This window comes from Mesonia sediminis (assembly GCF_042684705.1).
GTDB classification, from domain to species: Bacteria; Bacteroidota; Bacteroidia; order Flavobacteriales; family Flavobacteriaceae; genus Mesonia; species Mesonia sediminis.
Window position 1 is genome coordinate 52,004 of sequence record NZ_JBHULZ010000026.1, and the last position, 17,694, is coordinate 69,697.

The window sequence follows — 17,694 nt, forward strand, 5'->3', positions numbered from 1 at the left end:
CTTACAGCATGTATGCCATTGTAGACATAGAAACCACCGGAGGTAAATACAACGAAGAAGGCGTTACTGAGATTGCTATTTATAAGCATGACGGAGAACAAATCGTTGATCAATTCATCAGTTTAGTAAATCCTGAACGTCCCATTCAAGCTTTTGTAGTAGGACTTACCGGTATCAACAATGAAATGCTACGCCAGGCACCTAAATTTTATGAAGTAGCCAAAAGAATAATTGAAATTACCGAAGATTGCGTACTGGTAGCTCACAATGCAAAATTCGACTACCGTATATTAAGGCTAGAATACAAGCGTTTAGGCTATAGTTATGAACGCAACACCTTATGTAGTCTTGAATTGTCAAAAAAACTTATACCCGATTTACCCTCCTATAGCTTAGGAAAGCTAGTAAAAAGTCTAGGAATCCCTATAACCAATAGGCATAGGGCAAGCGGAGATGCTTTGGCAACTGTTAAATTGTTTGAACTGCTTTTACAAAAAGATGCTAATAAAGAAATAGTAAAAAAAGCGGTACGCAGTTTACCCAAGAATAGTTTAGATAAAAAATTAATACGATTAATCGAAGAAATGCCTGCTACTGTTGGCGTTTATTATATGCATAACACGGCTGGAGATATTATTTATGTGGGTAAAAGCAAAAACATAAGAAAACGTATAAACCAGCATTTTACCAATACGAGTCACAAGGCTAAGAAAATGCAGATTGAAGTGCAACGCATTAGTATTGAGACCACTGGCACAGAGTTACTCGCTTTGATTAAAGAAAATGAAGCGATAAAAAAACTAAAACCTAAATACAATCGAGCTTTAAAAAAAGATATATTCAATTACGCTATTGAAATCCGTGAAAACGAAATGGGTTACAAAACTATGCGAATCGCCGAAGCCAAATTGGCTGATCAGCCCCTTACTACCTTTACCAGTTTGCGACAAGCCAAGTCGTTTTTAGAACGGGTGACAGAAGATTATAGTTTATGTGCTAAGTTTACTGGTTTGCATAAAACTTCGGGTAACTGTTTTAACTATACTATAAAAAAATGCAACGGGGCATGTATTGGCGAAGAAACACCTGATAGTTACAACTCCCGTATAGCGGAACTGGAAGAAAAGTACAATTACAAAAATCAAAATATGATTATTGTAGATCGGGGTAGAAAACCCGATGAAAAAAGTATTTTATTGATTGAAGACGGTACTTATCTAGGTTATGCATTTGTTACCCTCAATCATCAGTTTGAAGACATTAAACTATTGAAAAAACGCCTCACCTATGCACAAGAAAACCGGGATACTCGGCATATTATTCAAAGTTATTTACGCCGCAAAAAAAATCTATCGGTAAAAAGTTTTTAATCCCTTATTTTATTAATAATTTAGGCTGCTTAACCGGCTACTTGTATTTTGAACAAAAATAAGCATACCGATATCACCTGGCGTGAAAAATTGCACGACATTATTTACGAAGCAGAGACCCCTGCTGGTAAAGCTTTTGATGTTGTTCTATTGGTTTTTATTTTTTTGAGCGTAATTTTTGTGATGCTCGAAAGTGTACCCGGTCTTGAGCCGTGGGTTTATGAGTATTTAATATATGCCGAATGGATTATTACTATTTTATTTACCATAGAGTATATTTTGAGAATTATAAGTATTCGCCGACCTTCACGCTATATCTTCAGCTTTTATGGTATCATTGATTTTCTATCGACCATACCCTTATACCTATCCTTTTTTATTACCGGAAGCTCAGCACTCATTACCTTTAGAGCCTTAAGGCTTTTGCGCGTTTTTCGGGTACTTAAAATTTCGCGCTATATGGGCGAAGGTAATCGACTATTAGGCGCCTTGCGCAATAGCCGAGCCAAAATTTTTGTATTTTTATTTGCCGTGGTAGTCCTTTCAATCATCGCCGGTACTTTGATGTACATGATAGAGGGCGAAAAAGCCGGATTTACGAGTATTCCCGTTGGTGTTTATTGGACAATTGTAACCTTAACTACAGTAGGATTTGGAGATATTCACCCTATAACTTCGATGGGTAGATTTTTGGCATCTCTAATTATGATATTGGGTTATGGTATTATTGCGGTACCAACGGGTATAGTAAGCGCAGAATACAGTGCTAGAAGCAGAAATGACCAATCGTTTAATTCTTTATCTTGTTATAATTGTAACGAAAAAACGCATTTAGACCGGGCAAAATATTGCCATCGTTGCGGCTATTCTTTACGGAATGAAATAAGAAAAAAAAATGAATAATCTAATTCATATTTTAGGGCCAACGGCTATAGGCAAAACCGCTTTGGCAATAAAAGTAGCCCAGCACTTTAATACCGAAATCATCTCGGCCGATTCTAGACAATTTTATAAAGAAATGAATATTGGAACAGCCGTGCCGAGTCTGAGCGAATTAAAGGCTGCAAAACACCATTACATTCAGAATAAAAGCATACACCAGGAGTTCTCTGTTGGTGATTTTGAGAAGGAGGTCATTCCGCTAATAGATAAATTGTTTCAAGACAAAAACCCATTAGTAATGGTAGGTGGTAGCGGCTTATATATAAAAGCCATCACCGATGGCTTAGATCAATTTCCGGATATTGACCCGCATATCCGTGAAAATTTAAATCAGCGTTATGCCGAAGAGGGTTTAGAAAAACTAGCTGAAGAACTAAGAGAATTGGACCCAGAGTATGCCGCAAAAGCCGACTTACAAAACAAGCAGCGCGTTATTCGAGCCTTGGAGATTTGTTTAGGCGCGCCACAAAATTTTTCATTTTACAGAACCCAAAACAAGAAGGAAAGAAATTTTAAAAATATAAAAATAGGTTTAGAAGCCGATCGTGCTATTCTTTACGAGCGTATCGAAAAACGCGTAGATTTGATGCTAGAAATGGGGTTGTTGGAAGAGGCAAGAAACTTATATTCTAACCGTGAATTAAACGCTTTAAATACGGTAGGTTACAAGGAGTTGTTTGCCTATTTTGACGGAAAATGGACTCTCGATTTTGCGATAGCCGAAATTAAAAAAAACACTAGGAGGTTTGCCAAAAGGCAACTGACTTGGTTTAAAAAAGACCCCGAAATAAAGTGGTTTGATTATACCCAAGATAGCAAAACTATAATTCACTATATAGAACAAAAAACACTTGCCAAATAGTTGCCCATTTGGCAAGTAATTTTTGGAAACTAGAAATTTTTATCTTGAGCTGTTATTCTTCTTGATTTCTAATCACAAGTCTAAATCCTTCACCGTGAATATTTAAAATTTCAACGTTTTCATCCTTTTTAAGGTACTTACGCAATTTTGCAATATAAACATCCATACTTCTAGAAGTAAAGTAATTGTCGTCTCTCCAAATTTTAGTAAGCGCTAATTCTCTAGGCATTAAATCATTTTCATGTAATGCCAATAACCTAAGTAGTTCATTTTCTTTAGGTGAAAGCTTTTGTGGCTCTTCTTCTCTAAAAGTTAAGAAACGTAATTTAGAATTTAAATGAAAATCACCAATTTCAAATTCAAATTGTTTGCTATCGGCTACACTGTCAGTAGCTTTACGCTGCATAATAGCCTGAATTTTCATCAGTAGCACTTCGCTGTCAAAAGGTTTATTTAAATAATCATCGGCACCAACCTTATACCCTTTTAAAACATCCTCTTTCATAGCTTTTGCCGTTAAAAAGATAATGGGTATATCTTCATTTTTCTCTCTTATTTCTTTGGCTAAAGTAAAACCATCTTTGTAAGGCATCATCACATCTAGAATGCATAAATTAAAATCGTCTTTCTTAAATTTTTCAAAGCCTTCCATTCCGTTTTTAGCGTGTGTAACTTCATAGTCATTCATCGCTAAATAATCTTTTAAAACAATCCCGAAGTTCGGGTCATCTTCAACTAATAAAATCTTTTTGTTTTCAGTTTCCATATTTTATGATATTAAAGGTAATTTAATAATAAAAGTACTTCCCTTCCCCTTTTCACTGGTTAAAGTGACAGTACCGTGATGGTCTTCTACTATTTTCTTGACATAGGCAAGACCAAGCCCGTGTCCTTTAACGTTATGAATATCGCCTGTATGCGCTCTAAAAAATTTCTCAAAGACCTTTTTTTGCACAATACGATTCATTCCTTGCCCTTGATCTCTTATTTTTAAAACAATATAATTTTTTACATTTTCGGTGTACACATCGATTCTTGGTTGTTCGGTAGAATACTTAATAGCATTATCTAGCATATTTACTACAACATTGGTAAAATGTGTCTCATTGGCTAGTATCGTTGATTTTAATGCACCAAAATGTGTTTGTATATATCCACCGCGATCTTCAATTATCAACTCAACGTGGGTAATCGCTTCTTCAATAATATCATGAAGCTTAAGGCGTTCTTTTTTTATGTTGAGCTCATTTTTCTCCAACTTAGAAATACGTAATACATTCTCTACTTGAGCATGCATACGCTTATTCTCCTCACGAATCATTCCTAAATAACGGTTTACCCGATCTTGATTTTGCGCAATCTTTGGGTTTCTTATAGAGTCTAATGCTAAATTTATAGTAGCAATTGGCGTTTTGAACTCATGCGTCATATTGTTTATAAAATCTGTCTTGATTTGTGAAATTTGCCTTTGCTTCACCAGCTGTGAAATTGCACTGTAATATGCGATTATAATAATCAAGGTAAACACAATGCTCAAGAAAGTCATTACTGCAATAGACGAAAGCACTTCCTTTTTCTTTTCGGTAAAATTGATGTATAACCGATAACTATTATTATTCATTTTAAACAATGGTGTACCGTAAGTGGCAGGAGAATCAAGATCGAAGTTGGCGGTTCGAACTTTTGTTGCTAGGTCTTTGCTATAAATAGCGAATTCGAAGCCAGATTGAATTCGGCGCGCCGCTAACTCATTTTGAATTAATGTTTTCACCCTTTCGGTATCTACGCGTTTGTGGATAGGCAAGTTGGCTGCTTTTTCCTTAATTGCCTCTACCAATAAATATTTCTCATTATCCTCTAGTCTTGATATTTTCTCAAAACGTTCCTCTGCACTCAGATTTTGATTGTCTCGAAGCTTATCGTCATGAATTAGGCGCGTAATTTTTCTATTTACTAATTTTTTAAAAGCGATAGAATCTTTTTCTTCGCTTAAAAAAGAAGAAGATAATTTGTAATCTTCTTGCAAGATACTGTTGGTATAGAAAAAAGTTTCGTTGGTAAGCTCGTCTTGTTTAATTTGAAAAAGTTCGCTCAGCCTCGCGGTGGTAGGTTTTGTCGAGTCGGCTACCCGTGTGTATTGAATGTAGTATTTGTCTATTTCTTCACGTTCAATTCTATCGGCTACGCGAAACAAGACTTGGCGTGCATTAAAAGAAAACTGCTCCTCATTTGTTTCAACCGTATTTTTAATCCAATACCCCTGAACAAAGATTATTCCGATAAGCGAAAGGCTCATGAGCAACACCAAAAAGACAAAAACTTTCTTTTTCATGTCTCCAAAAGTAAGGTTTTAACATTTACTTTTTTAAGGGTTTAACCAAATGTTAACACTAGCAAAAGCCTACTTACTTACTAGGCTTAGCAAGTATTTATGAATTTCTTGCACCCGAGCTTTGGTAGCCGATAAGACTTTATTTTCTATCACCAAATCGGCCAACAATTTTTTGCGCTCATCACTCCATTGTTTATTGATTCTATCAAGCACTGCTTGCCGATTGGTTTGGTCTCGTTGCATAACGCGTTTTATTCGCTCTTCGAGTGGTGCGGTAACCAAAATCGTATAATCTACTTGGTCTTGCCTGTTTTGCTCAAATAAAATGGCGGCTTCATAAATAATATAATCGGTTTTTTGATTTGATTTCCATTGCTTAAAATCCGCATGGACGGCAGGATGAATTATGGCATTTAATCTTGTGAGAAGTTTGGGGTCTGCAAATACTAAACTACTCACATAAGCAGTATTATACTTGCCGTTGACGAACGCCTCTTCTCCTAGCAGCGCTATGATTTCTTTTTGTAAATGTTCATCTCGGTGTAAAAGCTCCTTTGCTTTTAAATCGGCAATATAAAGCGGAACCCCTAATTCTTGAAAAAATCTTGCTACAGTGGTTTTACCACTACCAATTCCACCTGTTAATCCTACTACAATCATTTTTTTATCACAAAATTTACTTTATTTAAACTCAAGCGTACATGGGTAACTTGCTCTGGTTTTTGCTTTAGTTTGGCAATCATAAAATTATCGTTTTCACCAATTTTTGCATAATCACAAATCACCTGAAAGTCTTGCGCATTTACTTGATCAAAATTGCGCAAACTCACTTGATAGATCACTTCTATTTTTTTTGGAAAAATACTCAGCGTTCCTTCTTGAGGTTTGTTAATAATTTCTATAGGAACCTCTGCTCTACCCTCTGTAAATTTTTCGGCGAAAGCCTTGTAAGTTATAGCATCCTTGTAAAGTATTACTTCTTCATGTGGCTTTGCTAATTGTACTTTTCCTTGCGTTGTTTTATCTAAATTTTTTAGGTTAAGTTCTTGGGTATTTATATAATCAATATCTTTCAAAAGATGGTCGGGCCCACTTACTTTTACTTTTTCAGGAAAAACAACCAAAGGATTGTAAGCCCCGTAACCTCTGGCATAATTTATATTTATTTGCGGTTTAACTGGTAATTCACGAATGGTTTTAAGCGAAAAAGGAAGTTTTATGCTAGGAGTAAGGAATTCCACATTGCTAATGTCCAGGCTGAGTTCTTTGGCGATTTCCTTTTTAAAGTAACCTGTATTGTAGAGCAAGTAGTTTTTTTCTTCGGGTAAATTAGAGGCATCTTGCCGCAGACTAAGATTCTTAAAGCCAATCCAAAATAACCTAAAACCTGTTGTTTGCACCCGAATTTCGACTGTTTTTTCTCGCTCATCAACCAATTTATCTTTAGGGAAATTTTCAAAAATAACTTTCAATTTAAATTCTTGAGTATAGGTTTTTGAAAACTGAATAAGCAACCAAGTACAAAACGAAAATGAAGCGAAAATGGCAAAAGCTTTGAAGTTGCTTTTGTTTAATATACTATTTCTTTTATTCGAAAAACTAAATCCTCTCATGAGTTAAAAAATAAATTAGGAAAAAGTTGCTCTGGAGTTTTACTTTTGTTTTTTAAAAGAAAGCTTGCTTTTATAAACCCTAAACCATATCCGTAAAACTGTATAAATACTGCACATAAAACATAAGTCCCAACGCGCACACTCTTTTCAAGAAAACTCGCATGCAGAAATAAAATCAGCAAATAAAATCCCAACAACAGTATTGGAACATATAGACCGACTAGTGTCAAAATTAAACTTAATAATGATGCTGCTACAAAAAAACTAGGAAACCAAAAGGCTATATTTTTTGATTTGGGATGCCATTGATTGAGAATAGGGCGCACCTTACCGAATTTATTCACTTGAGTATAAAATTTAGACCAACTTATTCGTCTTTTATGGTAAACAAAAGCCTTCTCTATAAAGCCAATGCTAAAACCTTGTTTTTTTAATCGCAGTACCAAATCTGGGTCTTCTCCTGGGTGTATACGGCCAAAGCCTCCTGTACTTTCAAAAGCTGCTTGAGATAACCCCATATTAAAACTGCGCGGCTCATAAGCCTTTACGGATTTATTTTTACCCCGAATACCTCCAGTAGTTAACATAGAAGTCATAGTATAGTTTATGGCCTTTTGCAATGGAGTAAAAGTGGCTAGTGCGGCATCTGGCCCCCCAAAACAATCAAGTGGATGAGACGTCAATTGCTTATCAACCGTTTGCAAATAATGAGAAGGCAGTATCACATCACTGTCTAAGATAATGAAATAAGGCGATCTAGCTCGTGCCATGCCGTAATTCCTACTGTCTCCAGGCCCCGAGTTTTCTTTTTTAAAGTATTGTATGCTAAGTTGGTTTTTGTACTTTGAAACCACATCTTCACTACTTATGGTAGAGCCATCCTCTACGATAATAATCTCGTAGCCAACTGTTTTTTTCATTGCAAGGAAGGATTGCAAGAGTTCTTCTATTTCTTGGGGACGGTTATACACCGGTATAACAAATGAATACTTTATTTCCATAAAAATCAATTTCAAGTAAAAACCCTACCAATAAAAGTTTAAAGGTAGGGTTTTTAGCGCTTATTGCTAAGTATTATTTTGAGTTATCTTATCTAAAGCCTTATTGTATAACCAATTTTTTAATTTGGGCGGTTCCGTTTATCTCGATTTGAAACATATACACTCCCGCTTTTAAATGTCCTAAATTTACCTTTGCCTTTAAAGCTTGGATTGGCCTCTCCCAAATAAGTTGACCTCTTAAATTATATAACTTCACCTTATCTATGGTATAAGTAGATTTCATAAAAACTATATCTTTCACAGGATTAGGATATATTTCTAAATTGACTAGTGTTTCTTCTTTGGCACTTAAGACTTGTGTAGTAAAACTAGTAGGGCCAAATAAATCGCTCAAATCGTTGCTGCATACCGCAAAGACATATACATCATAAGTTGTATTGGGTTGCAAACCTTGAACACTTAAACCTTTTGCACCGTCGTTATCGAAGATTGAAATTCCATCTTGGGTTGGATCGAAGCCTTGAACACCATAAACAACTTGCCAAGCCGTGGCCGAACCGTTTTCTTGCCAATCTATGGCGGCAGAATTTTTAGTTACATTAGTTATTATAATATTTGAGGGAGCAGAACAAGAACTGTCGGTGGTTTGAAAGCTAACTGGACCAATCCATACGCTTTCATCGTTTGTTCCACAAAGGGCACGCACATATACATCATAACTAGTGTTAGCTGTTAAACCTGTTATCATTTCGTTAGGAGTAGCATCGTTATCTGTTAGTATAGACCCACTGCCCAATGTGAAGCCAGCTGGGCCGTATTGAATTTCCCAACTGGTAGCCGATCCATTTTCAACCCAATTAATTTGGCTAGCGTTGTCTGTAATAGCCGAAATGCTGAGATTAGAAGGTGCAGGGCAAGAAGGTTCTGAGGTAATGCTCAGGTCAAAAACTCCTTCTGGCAAATCATTGGTTCCTGAATTGCCTCCAATATTGATATAATAAGTTGTGCCAGCAACACTGCTGAATACGATTTGTTCTGTACTACCCACATCCGAAAAGTCGATACAGTTCAGATTTGTACAATTACCGGTATACAACCCAAGTGCACCTGACCAATTTCCCGATTCCTCAACATCGATTGTTATTTGATTTCCATCACCTACAAAGGTATACCACACCCCATCATTCATACCTGGTGCACAAGCCGAAATAAAACCATTGTTATTTGTTGCTTGTGAAGCATCTTGTGTTATGTTATAAGGAAAACTATTTACCACAAAAGCTCCCGAACAAGGGTCGTTTAATGGTGGACCATCAGTAGTAAACTGAAATTCATTACAGGTTTGCATGCCAATTTCATTAATTGGATTGATTCGAACGTAGTAGGTAGTACTCTGAGCTAGGGTGCCCAAATTATAGGTGTTTACTCCATTTGGTATAAGTGTTGGGGCTAGCACATCACTTGCGCCAGGTGCGGTACCTACGCTTAATTCATTAGAATGCGAACCTGTGGCATTATCCCATACTAAAATACCGTTATTTGATGCATTAACAGAACCATGGGCAGGCGATATCAAATTCACATCACAAGCTGGAAGACTGTTGTAATTTTGAACAGCCGAAATATTATCTAAATAAACGAAAAAGTCTCCTGATAACCAATTGGAAGTGAACCGCAGTTGAAAATCTGCTCCGTGTGGTAATTCGTTCGCAGGTATGGTTTGGTTAATTGTTGTGCAAGAAACGCTGGTCACGTGATTGGTATCGTCGATAGTAATAACGGGATTCCAAGTTTGTCCTTGATCGGTTGTGAATTCAACTTTTAAATTTCCCCAACCGGGAGGTGTAGCCGTATTGGGCGCTCCATTAGCTCTATAATTTACAATTTTGTAATCAAAACTAACTTGCATAGGCGTACCGCTGGAAATACCTATTACCACGGGAGAGTATAATTTACCTTGGACACTACCGGTTGAAGATGGCGTGTCGTACCATAAATTATCTCTGACGCTATTTCCTGAACAAGCCCCTGTACTGGATATAATGAAGGATCCATCATCATACCAACCGTTGGTATAATTAGAGCTTGAATCAAAATTTTGGCTCACATTAATCTGACTGAATAAGGGTGTGAGCAACCCGAAAAACAAGAAGGTTAAATAGAGGTTCTTCATATTAGTGGTGTTTCTTCAAAATATAATTCTATAAAAACAAAATAGAATTAAAAACAAAGCTACTTATAATTTTAGATCTAGTAGATATTTACCAAATTTTCAGTTTAAAAGTTTCTTTGTTCGTTAAATATACAAAAAAACCCCCTAAGGTTTTCACCTTAAGGGGTTTATATGATAAAAATCAGGTTCTTACTCTTTAATTATTCTAAAAGTTTTTAGACTTTCGTTAATTTTCACTTGCATTAAGTAGGCACCTGTTGGTAAATCACCTAAGTTAATTTCTGTACTCAGTTGATTCGGATTCACCTCAATTACACGCTGACCAATCAAATTAAAGATTGTAGCATTTTGAATAGAATTGGCTGCTTTTAAGTTCAACACAGATTGAGTTGGGTTTGGATAATACTCAAATGTCTGGAAAACATTATCATAAACACCCAAATTATCTGTTTTGAAGCTTACTGGCCCTACTTGGCTACTTGTATTTCCAGCGCATAACGCGGTAACATAAACATCATAATTCGTGTCTTTTGTTAATCCTGTTATGGTTTCACCTAAAGTGCCATCATTATCTAAGACAATTGTACCTGTACCTGGAGTGAAACCGCTAGTACCGTACTCAATCTCCCAAGTAGTCGCACTACCATTTTCTGTCCAAGTTACATCAGCTGTAGTATTAGTAATATTAGCTACGCTTATGTTTGAAGGATCTGAACAGGGAGGAGCTAAAGTAGTAAAGTTTACTGGTCCTACCCAAGCGCTCTCATTTCCTACGCTACAAATGGCACGTACATATACGTCATAAGCTGTACTTGCGGTTAATCCTGTTAAGGTTTCACCTAAAGTACCGTCGTTATCATTTACAATGGTTCCACTACCTTGAGTGAATCCGGCTGCACCGTACTCGATTTCCCATTCGGTTTCTGTACCACCTGCTGTCCAAGAAACATCAGCAGTAGTGTCGCTCAAGTTGCTTACCATTAGCGCAGAAGGATCTGCACACGGAGGTGCTGTTACATTTATAGCAATATCATCTATAGCGATATCACTTTCAAAATCAACACCGCGAATAGCTCTAAACCTTACTTTGATGGCTCCTGAATAAGCTGATAAATCTACAGTTTTAAGTGCCCACGGGTCGGTTTCCGCAGTTTGTTGCTGGCCGATTATTGAGTCTACCCCATTTACCCACGCAGTTCCATCAAAAACATCAATATAAAGATCTCCCATATCGGCACCATACATAAAGTAATAGAATTCTAAACTGGCTATGTTATTTCCAATGTCTACTAAAGGAGTAATCAGCTCAGTTACATCTCCCTGGCTACCACTTGTTGCCTCGGTATAGAAATAATTACTTCCACTAAAAGCCCCTGCAGGACCTGTGTCTGAAGATGGGGTACTATTTAATCCGTCAATGTTCCAATCCCAAGAACTCGTGCTAGTCGTTTGCCAGCATAAGTCACCATTAAAACTAGTGGTAGGGGTAAATGCTTCAACATCATCTAACCAAGGAGCGGTAACAGCAGTACAGTTAGTTGTAAAATTAAATGGACCTATCCAAACACTGGTACCATCTGTACCACAATCGGCCTGAACATAGATATCATAGGCAGTATCATCCATTAGGTTGGTTGCCGAGTAGTTAGTAGAAACACTCGTTCCGGTTGGCACACCCGTTGGTGCAGTGCCAGCCGTTACTACTTCTACATTATAACCACTAGCTGTTCCTGCTGGCTGTGACCAACTTAAATCAGCCACAGAATCGGTAACATAATTTAATACAATATCAACAGGTGCTATACAAGAAGGATTAACTTCAATTGTAATATCATCTAAATAGTAACTGTCAGAACTGCCATTTTGCCCATGTTTAAAGGCTAAATACGAATCGGTTCCTGCAGGTATATAAACAGTATAAACGTTATAATTACCATCAGGATCTGTAACCGTTTGTATTGGAGTAAAGGTGGTTGCATCAGATGCATCAGACATTGTTCCTACAATTAAATCTTGTCCTAATGATGAATCCATACCAAATACAACACGGTTGTTACCTGTACCTAAGCCCGTGATTTCTGGACTTACTAAAATATAATCTCCTGTTGTGTCGCTAGAATTAAATATACGGAATGAATGCGGTGCAGAATTGTCACTTACTGTACTCACATAACCATAACCTAATCCTGATGCAATAAAAGACCAGCAATCTGCATTAGTAGGGTTAGAAGATGAACCTGAAGAGGCCGCATCAAAATTCTCAACTACTGGAAGCGTAAAAGCATCACATGCTGTAGTGAAAGTAAATGGACCTACCCAACTACTATTTCCGTCTGTACCACAATTGGCTTGCACGTAATAATCATAAGTTGTATTTGATGTAAGGTTAGTAGCCGTATACGGATTTGAAACTGCAGTTGCCGTTGGTGTTCCTGTTGGTGTTGTACCAGTAGTAACTATTTCTACATTCCACGCTGTTTCGGTTCCTCCAGCAACCCAAGAAAGATCTGCCGTACTATTCGTTATGTTACTAGCATCTAAAGTTGAAGGATATAAACAAGCTGGCGCTTCTTCAACACTCACATCATCTAAGGCTAAATCACCATAGTAATCCAACGTTGAGCCTCCAGATTCTGCACGGAAACGTAAAGTAACCAAGTTACCTACTACCGCAGAACCTAATCCAATGATTTGCTCTTCCCAAGCAGCACTGCCGGTATTAATTAAACCGATTTGATTCCAATTGGTACCGTCAAATGCTTCTACATATAATTCATTTACGGGACTATAATCTGTAGTACATAAAAAAGTATAAAATTTTAATGCTGGAACCGTCAAACCACTTACATCTATCACAGGCATTTCTAATACCACTTCAGTATCTGTTGAAGAGAAGTCAATAGAAGCATAGCTACCACTAGCACCTGAATGATCTGTTGGAGTGGCTGAACATCCAGTAGTATTCCACGTAAAACTAGAATCAAAATACCATCCGTCTCCTGCAATTGCGCTTTGGCTCCAACAAGCTGGTATACTTGTCGATGCAAATGACTCTGTATAAGGAGCCATTAAAGCTGCGCATTGAGTGGTGAAATTTTGTGGTCCTACCCAAGTACTCAAAGCTCCTGAGCCGCAATCTGCTTGCACGTATACATGATAACCTGTATTTGGCGTCAAGTTGGTAGCGGTATAAGGGTTGGTAACACCTGTAGCGGTTGGCGTTCCTGTAGGCGCAGTACCTGCCGGTACAATTTCTATATTCCAAGCGGTTTCACTACCACCAGCAGTCCAAGAAAGCTCTGCTGAATTAGCTGTAATATTAGCAACACTTAAAGCATTAGGTGCAAAACAGTTAGGTGTTACAACCACTTCTACATTATCTATATGAAAATCATAATCGGCTGTATCATCGATCGTACCTTCACTTGCCCAGAAAGCAAATTGAACCACACCGGTATAGGCCGCCAAATCAATATATTCTTTTATTCCTGCGTTAGGTGCAGTATTGTTGGCATCGTAAGTCTTTAGGTTCGTCCAAGTAGCTCCATTATCTGTAGTTATTAGAACTTGAACCTCATCATCGGTAGTGGCCATTCCTCCATCTTCATTTAGCCCTGAGTTAGCATAGTCAGTTTCGGCAACATCATAAGTTAAAGAGTAACCGCCGGTTGGCCCTAAATCAATTAATGGAGAGATTAACCACTCTTCTTTATTATCTGAGAAAAGATTAATCTGAGCTGCGGTTGAAGCAGCGGTATCATTTCTGTATTCATCTGATTGCCAAGAGCTTGAACCCAAGCCACTAGGACCCGTTGTAGGGTCTCCAGAACCTGCTTCTGACCAACAGTCTGGAGCAAAGGAAGTTCCGTTAAAATCTTCTAAATAAGGCACACTAGCAGTCACACAAGATGTGCTAAATGCAAACGGACCTTCCCATGAACTTGTATCTGAACCACAAACCGCTTGAACATAATATTCATAATCGGTACCAGAATTTAAGTTGGTCGCCGTATACGGATTGCTTACTCCTGTTGCGGTAGGTGTACCAGTAGGTGTTGTACCTGCGGTAACCAGCTCAATATTCCAAGCTGTTTCGCTACCTACAGCTGTCCAAGTTAGATCTGCCGAAGTAGTTGTAATATTATTTGCTGCTAAAGCAGTTGGTGCTACACAAGATTGAACAGTAAAACTGGTAACATCAAAATCTAAATCATTAGGTGTTCCCCATTGCCCCACAGCAATATATACGGTAGAATTAGCGGCAACTGCTGCTGTTACCGTATTACTAACATTGCCTGAGCTAGTTGTAGCTTTATCCAATTCACCCGAAAGGGTTGTACCATTACAGGTATCATAAATGGTTATACCATTCCAAGCATTACGTGTAAATATCGTCATAGTGATTTGCTCTGCCGTGGCCCCTGTGGTATATTCAAATAGGTAGACATCATCATTTAAATAGTTATTAGAGGGCGTTGAGCCGGTAACCCAAGCTTCTGGGCCTCCCGTACCGGGAGTTGTAATGTTAGATGCGGTATAGCCAGCTGAAATGACCACACCAGATCCACATCCGAATTGTGCATAGCCATGCCAACTAAACAAGATAGTTAGTAAAGCTAATAAGGTAATTTTTTTCATAAAAGTTATAATTTTGATTAAACCAAGTCTAAATATACTTACAATTTAGTTAAAGAAACAAAGAAATTCCATTAATTCTTAGATGAACCGATTAAATGAAAAATTATAGGATAAAAAAAACCGCCTCAATGGGCGGTTCTTAATTTGAGACAATTAAATTTTTATTTTTCTAAGCCCTTTTCAAAAGCTTCCATCACTTCTTGGCTTACACCCATGTTAGAAAAACCTCCATCATGAAATAAATTCTGTAGTGTAACCTTTCGGGTAAGATCTGAAAATAAGGTTAAGGTATAATCTGCACACTCATCTGCAGTAGCATTACCCAGTGGCGACATTTTATCCGCGTAAGCGATAAAACCATCAAAACCTTTTACCCCTTGTCCCGCAGTAGTAGGTGTTGGTGATTGTGAAATGGTGTTAACACGTACCTTGGCATTTACCCCAAAGAAATAACCAAAACTTCTTGCGATAGATTCTAAATAGGCCTTATTGTCTGCCATATCGTTGTAATCTGGAAATACTCGCTGAGCCGCCATATAGGTAAGCGCCACAATACTTCCCCAATCGTTCATAGCCTCTTTTTTGTATAGTACCTGCATTGTTTTATGAAATGAAACTGCAGATACATCCCAGCCTTTGGTGGTAAAATCATAGTTCATATCTGTATAATGCTTTCCTTTTCTTACGTTTACAGACATCCCTATAGAGTGCAATACAAAATCTAGCTTACCTCCTAAAATCTCGGTGGCTTTTTCAACTAGGTTTTCTAAATCTTCAACCTTGGTGGCGTCGGCAGGAATAATTTCAGCACCTGTTTTTGCAGCTAAATCTTTAATTTTCCCCATACGCATTGCTATGGGTGCGTTGGTTAAGACAAATTTACCGCCTTCCTCAAAAACTCGTTCTGCAGTTTTCCAGGCTATAGAGTTTTCATCTAAAGCGCCAAAAATAATTCCTCTTTTTCCTTTAAGTAAGTTATAAGCCATGTTTGTTTATTTTATTGCTGTAAATATATTAAATCTTATGTCAAATTAGTTATTCGTTTTGCTTATTGTTGAGCAGAATCTACGAGTAAGGCTTCTGCGTGTGCCATAGCCGATTTAGACTCCCGATTTCCGCCAAGCATTTCGGCCAATTCCTCAATGCGTTCTGGATGTCCCAAATGCTTGATTAATGTTTGGGTTTTTCCTGCTTGTGTTTCTTTTTGCACTTTTAAATGGTTACTCCCTTTGGCGGCCACTTGAGGTAGATGGGTAATGGCCACAACTTGTAGCTTTTGACTCATCTGGCGCATGACCTCTCCCATTTTTTTAGCAATATCTCCTGATATTCCGGTATCTATTTCATCAAAAATAAGGGTGGGTAATTGTTTGTATTTTGCTAATATGCTTTTAACCGCCAAGGTAATCCGCGAAAGCTCACCCCCAGAAGCTGCCTTACTAATTTCATTTAAAGACATACCTGCGTTGGCACTAAACAACCATTGCATTTGGTCTTGACCCCAAGTATTAAAATCAGCGGTAGGCTTAAGTTGAATCTCAAGCCTTGTGTCTGGCATACCTAAATTGGCCAAGGTAATTTTTACTGCTTGAATAAATTTAGGTATTACCTTGAGTCGGTTTTTGTAGAGTTTTTGGGCTTTTTCTGCACATTTTTTTTGCTGTTGCTCAATCGCAAGTTTTAATTTTGCTACAGCTTCTTGTGCATTGGTGGTAAGTTGTACTTTATCCTCTAGTTCTCGCTGAATTTGCAATAGCTCATCTAAACTATCGGTTTGATGCTTGCGTTGCAGCGCATAAATTTTATCTAATTGATCGTTCACTAAAGCCAGCGCCTCTGGGTTATGCTCAATGCTCTCTTGCTGATCTTCAACTTCACTACTTAAATCTTCTAACTCGACCAAACAGCTTTTTAAGCGCTCGTTCAATTCTGCGTATTTAGATCCAAAATCATTGAGTGCCCCCAATTTTTGTTTTATTTGCCTTAAAAGCGCCAACACTCCCGTATCTTCTTGATTGAATTGATGACTAGCAAAGCCTAAATTTTCTTGCAGCATCTCTATATTGCTTAGTGCGTTCTGCTGTTCTTCTAGCTCAACTTGAATTTGGGGGGTTATTTTTGCTTCCTGTAGCTCTTCTAACAAGAATAAATTATACTCATAGGTTTTTTGAGCTTCGGCTTGTTTTTCTTTTAATTGTGCATATTCTATTTGCCGATTTTTTAGTTCAGCTACAGCTGATTTATAATCGTTTAGAGTAGAATAATTATCGGCTATCGCATCTAAAATAGCATATTGATAATTGGTGTTGCCAATGGCCAAGGTTTGGTGCTGCGAATGTATATCTATTAATTGTTCTCCTAAACCAGCTAATTGTTGCAAACGCACTGGAGTGTCATTGATAAAGGCTCTAGATTTACCCGATGGTAATATCTCTCTGCGTATAATGGTTTGCGGCTCATAGTCAAGCTCTTCTGATTCAAAAAAAGAATTTAAGTCATAGTTTTGGATATTGAATATACCTTCTATTACGCACTTCTTTGTTGCATCGCGCATAGAAGACAAATCGGCTCGTTTACCTATTAACAAAGCTAAAGCACCAAGAATAATAGATTTTCCTGCGCCCGTCTCTCCTGTTATAATATTAAAATGCTCGTCTAATGTTAATTGAACATCTTCAATTAATGCAAAATTCTTAATGGTAATACTGCTTAGCAAATTGAATTGGCTTTAAGATTTTATCGCAATGTAAAGATAAAAGAGTT

The 17,694-nt window shown here is 37.5% G+C and carries 12 protein-coding genes; 3 read left to right on the forward strand and 9 right to left on the reverse strand.

What is annotated here, in order from left to right; genetic code table 11:
- Nucleotides 1–8 precede the first annotated feature (8 nt).
- From ACFSQ0_RS05905 to miaA, 3 genes are read left to right on the forward strand one after another with little or no spacing between them, the layout of a single operon-like run.
- Nucleotides 9–1,370, forward strand: a complete 1,362-nt coding sequence (locus ACFSQ0_RS05905) for an exonuclease domain-containing protein (protein ID WP_379045534.1) — start codon at nt 9–11, stop codon at nt 1,368–1,370.
- 48 nt (nt 1,371–1,418) lie between these two features.
- Complete coding sequence (locus ACFSQ0_RS05910) at nt 1,419–2,273, forward strand: ion transporter (RefSeq protein WP_379045537.1); 855 nt, start codon at nt 1,419–1,421, stop codon at nt 2,271–2,273.
- Complete coding sequence (miaA, locus tag ACFSQ0_RS05915; RefSeq protein ID WP_379045540.1) at nt 2,266–3,174, forward strand: tRNA (adenosine(37)-N6)-dimethylallyltransferase MiaA; 909 nt, start codon at nt 2,266–2,268, stop codon at nt 3,172–3,174. Before ACFSQ0_RS05910 ends, miaA begins: the two co-directional genes overlap by 8 nt.
- Before the next feature lie 52 nt (nt 3,175–3,226).
- On the opposite strand, the gene ACFSQ0_RS05920 is transcribed toward miaA, so the two are convergent.
- The 9 genes from ACFSQ0_RS05920 to recN all read right to left on the reverse strand — a co-directional run bounded on the left by ACFSQ0_RS05920 (nt 3,227) and on the right by recN (nt 17,647).
- The gene (locus ACFSQ0_RS05920) at nt 3,227–3,940 is read right to left on the reverse strand and encodes a response regulator transcription factor (protein WP_379045543.1); all 714 of its coding nucleotides are present in this window, start codon (nt 3,938–3,940) and stop codon (nt 3,227–3,229) included.
- Nucleotides 3,941–3,943: 3 nt separating this feature from the next.
- Nucleotides 3,944–5,506, reverse strand: coding sequence for a sensor histidine kinase (locus ACFSQ0_RS05925; protein ID WP_379045546.1), 1,563 nt, complete (start codon nt 5,504–5,506; stop codon nt 3,944–3,946).
- 69 nt (nt 5,507–5,575) lie between these two features.
- A complete protein-coding gene (coaE, locus tag ACFSQ0_RS05930) occupies nt 5,576–6,166 on the reverse strand; it encodes a dephospho-CoA kinase (RefSeq protein WP_379045549.1) in 591 nt (196 codons plus the stop codon).
- Nucleotides 6,163–7,119, reverse strand: coding sequence for a CdaR family protein (locus tag ACFSQ0_RS05935; RefSeq protein WP_379045552.1), 957 nt, complete (start codon nt 7,117–7,119; stop codon nt 6,163–6,165). Before ACFSQ0_RS05935 ends, coaE begins: the two co-directional genes overlap by 4 nt.
- Entirely contained in the window at nt 7,116–8,120 is a 1,005-nt protein-coding gene (locus ACFSQ0_RS05940; protein ID WP_379045555.1) for a glycosyltransferase, read from the reverse strand. Before ACFSQ0_RS05940 ends, ACFSQ0_RS05935 begins: the two co-directional genes overlap by 4 nt.
- A gap of 100 nt (nt 8,121–8,220) precedes the next feature.
- Nucleotides 8,221–10,293, reverse strand: a complete 2,073-nt coding sequence (locus ACFSQ0_RS05945) for a T9SS type A sorting domain-containing protein (RefSeq protein ID WP_379045558.1) — start codon at nt 10,291–10,293, stop codon at nt 8,221–8,223.
- A gap of 189 nt (nt 10,294–10,482) precedes the next feature.
- Nucleotides 10,483–14,931, reverse strand: a complete 4,449-nt coding sequence (locus ACFSQ0_RS05950) for a fibronectin type III domain-containing protein (RefSeq protein ID WP_379045561.1) — start codon at nt 14,929–14,931, stop codon at nt 10,483–10,485.
- A 161-nt stretch (nt 14,932–15,092) separates the two neighbouring features.
- Complete coding sequence (locus tag ACFSQ0_RS05955; protein WP_379045564.1) at nt 15,093–15,917, reverse strand: enoyl-ACP reductase FabI; 825 nt, start codon at nt 15,915–15,917, stop codon at nt 15,093–15,095.
- Nucleotides 15,918–15,979: 62 nt separating this feature from the next.
- On the reverse strand, nt 15,980–17,647 hold the full coding sequence (gene recN / locus ACFSQ0_RS05960; RefSeq protein ID WP_379045567.1) for a DNA repair protein RecN: 1,668 nt from the start codon (nt 17,645–17,647) through the stop codon (nt 15,980–15,982).
- Nucleotides 17,648–17,694 lie beyond the last annotated feature (47 nt).

Coding starts and splice junctions, on each gene's coding strand:
- ACFSQ0_RS05905 (WP_379045534.1), top strand. CDS start 9: ATGTATGCCATTGTAGACATAGAAACCACCGGAGGTAAATACAACGAA.
- miaA (WP_379045540.1), top strand. CDS start 2,266: ATGAATAATCTAATTCATATTTTAGGGCCAACGGCTATAGGCAAAACC.
- ACFSQ0_RS05920 (WP_379045543.1), bottom strand. CDS start 3,940: ATGGAAACTGAAAACAAAAAGATTTTATTAGTTGAAGATGACCCGAAC.
- ACFSQ0_RS05925 (WP_379045546.1), bottom strand. CDS start 5,506: ATGAAAAAGAAAGTTTTTGTCTTTTTGGTGTTGCTCATGAGCCTTTCG.
- coaE (WP_379045549.1), bottom strand. CDS start 6,166: ATGATTGTAGTAGGATTAACAGGTGGAATTGGTAGTGGTAAAACCACT.
- ACFSQ0_RS05935 (WP_379045552.1), bottom strand. CDS start 7,119: ATGAGAGGATTTAGTTTTTCGAATAAAAGAAATAGTATATTAAACAAA.
- ACFSQ0_RS05940 (WP_379045555.1), bottom strand. CDS start 8,120: ATGGAAATAAAGTATTCATTTGTTATACCGGTGTATAACCGTCCCCAA.
- ACFSQ0_RS05945 (WP_379045558.1), bottom strand. CDS start 10,293: ATGAAGAACCTCTATTTAACCTTCTTGTTTTTCGGGTTGCTCACACCC.
- ACFSQ0_RS05950 (WP_379045561.1), bottom strand. CDS start 14,931: ATGAAAAAAATTACCTTATTAGCTTTACTAACTATCTTGTTTAGTTGG.
- ACFSQ0_RS05955 (WP_379045564.1), bottom strand. CDS start 15,917: ATGGCTTATAACTTACTTAAAGGAAAAAGAGGAATTATTTTTGGCGCT.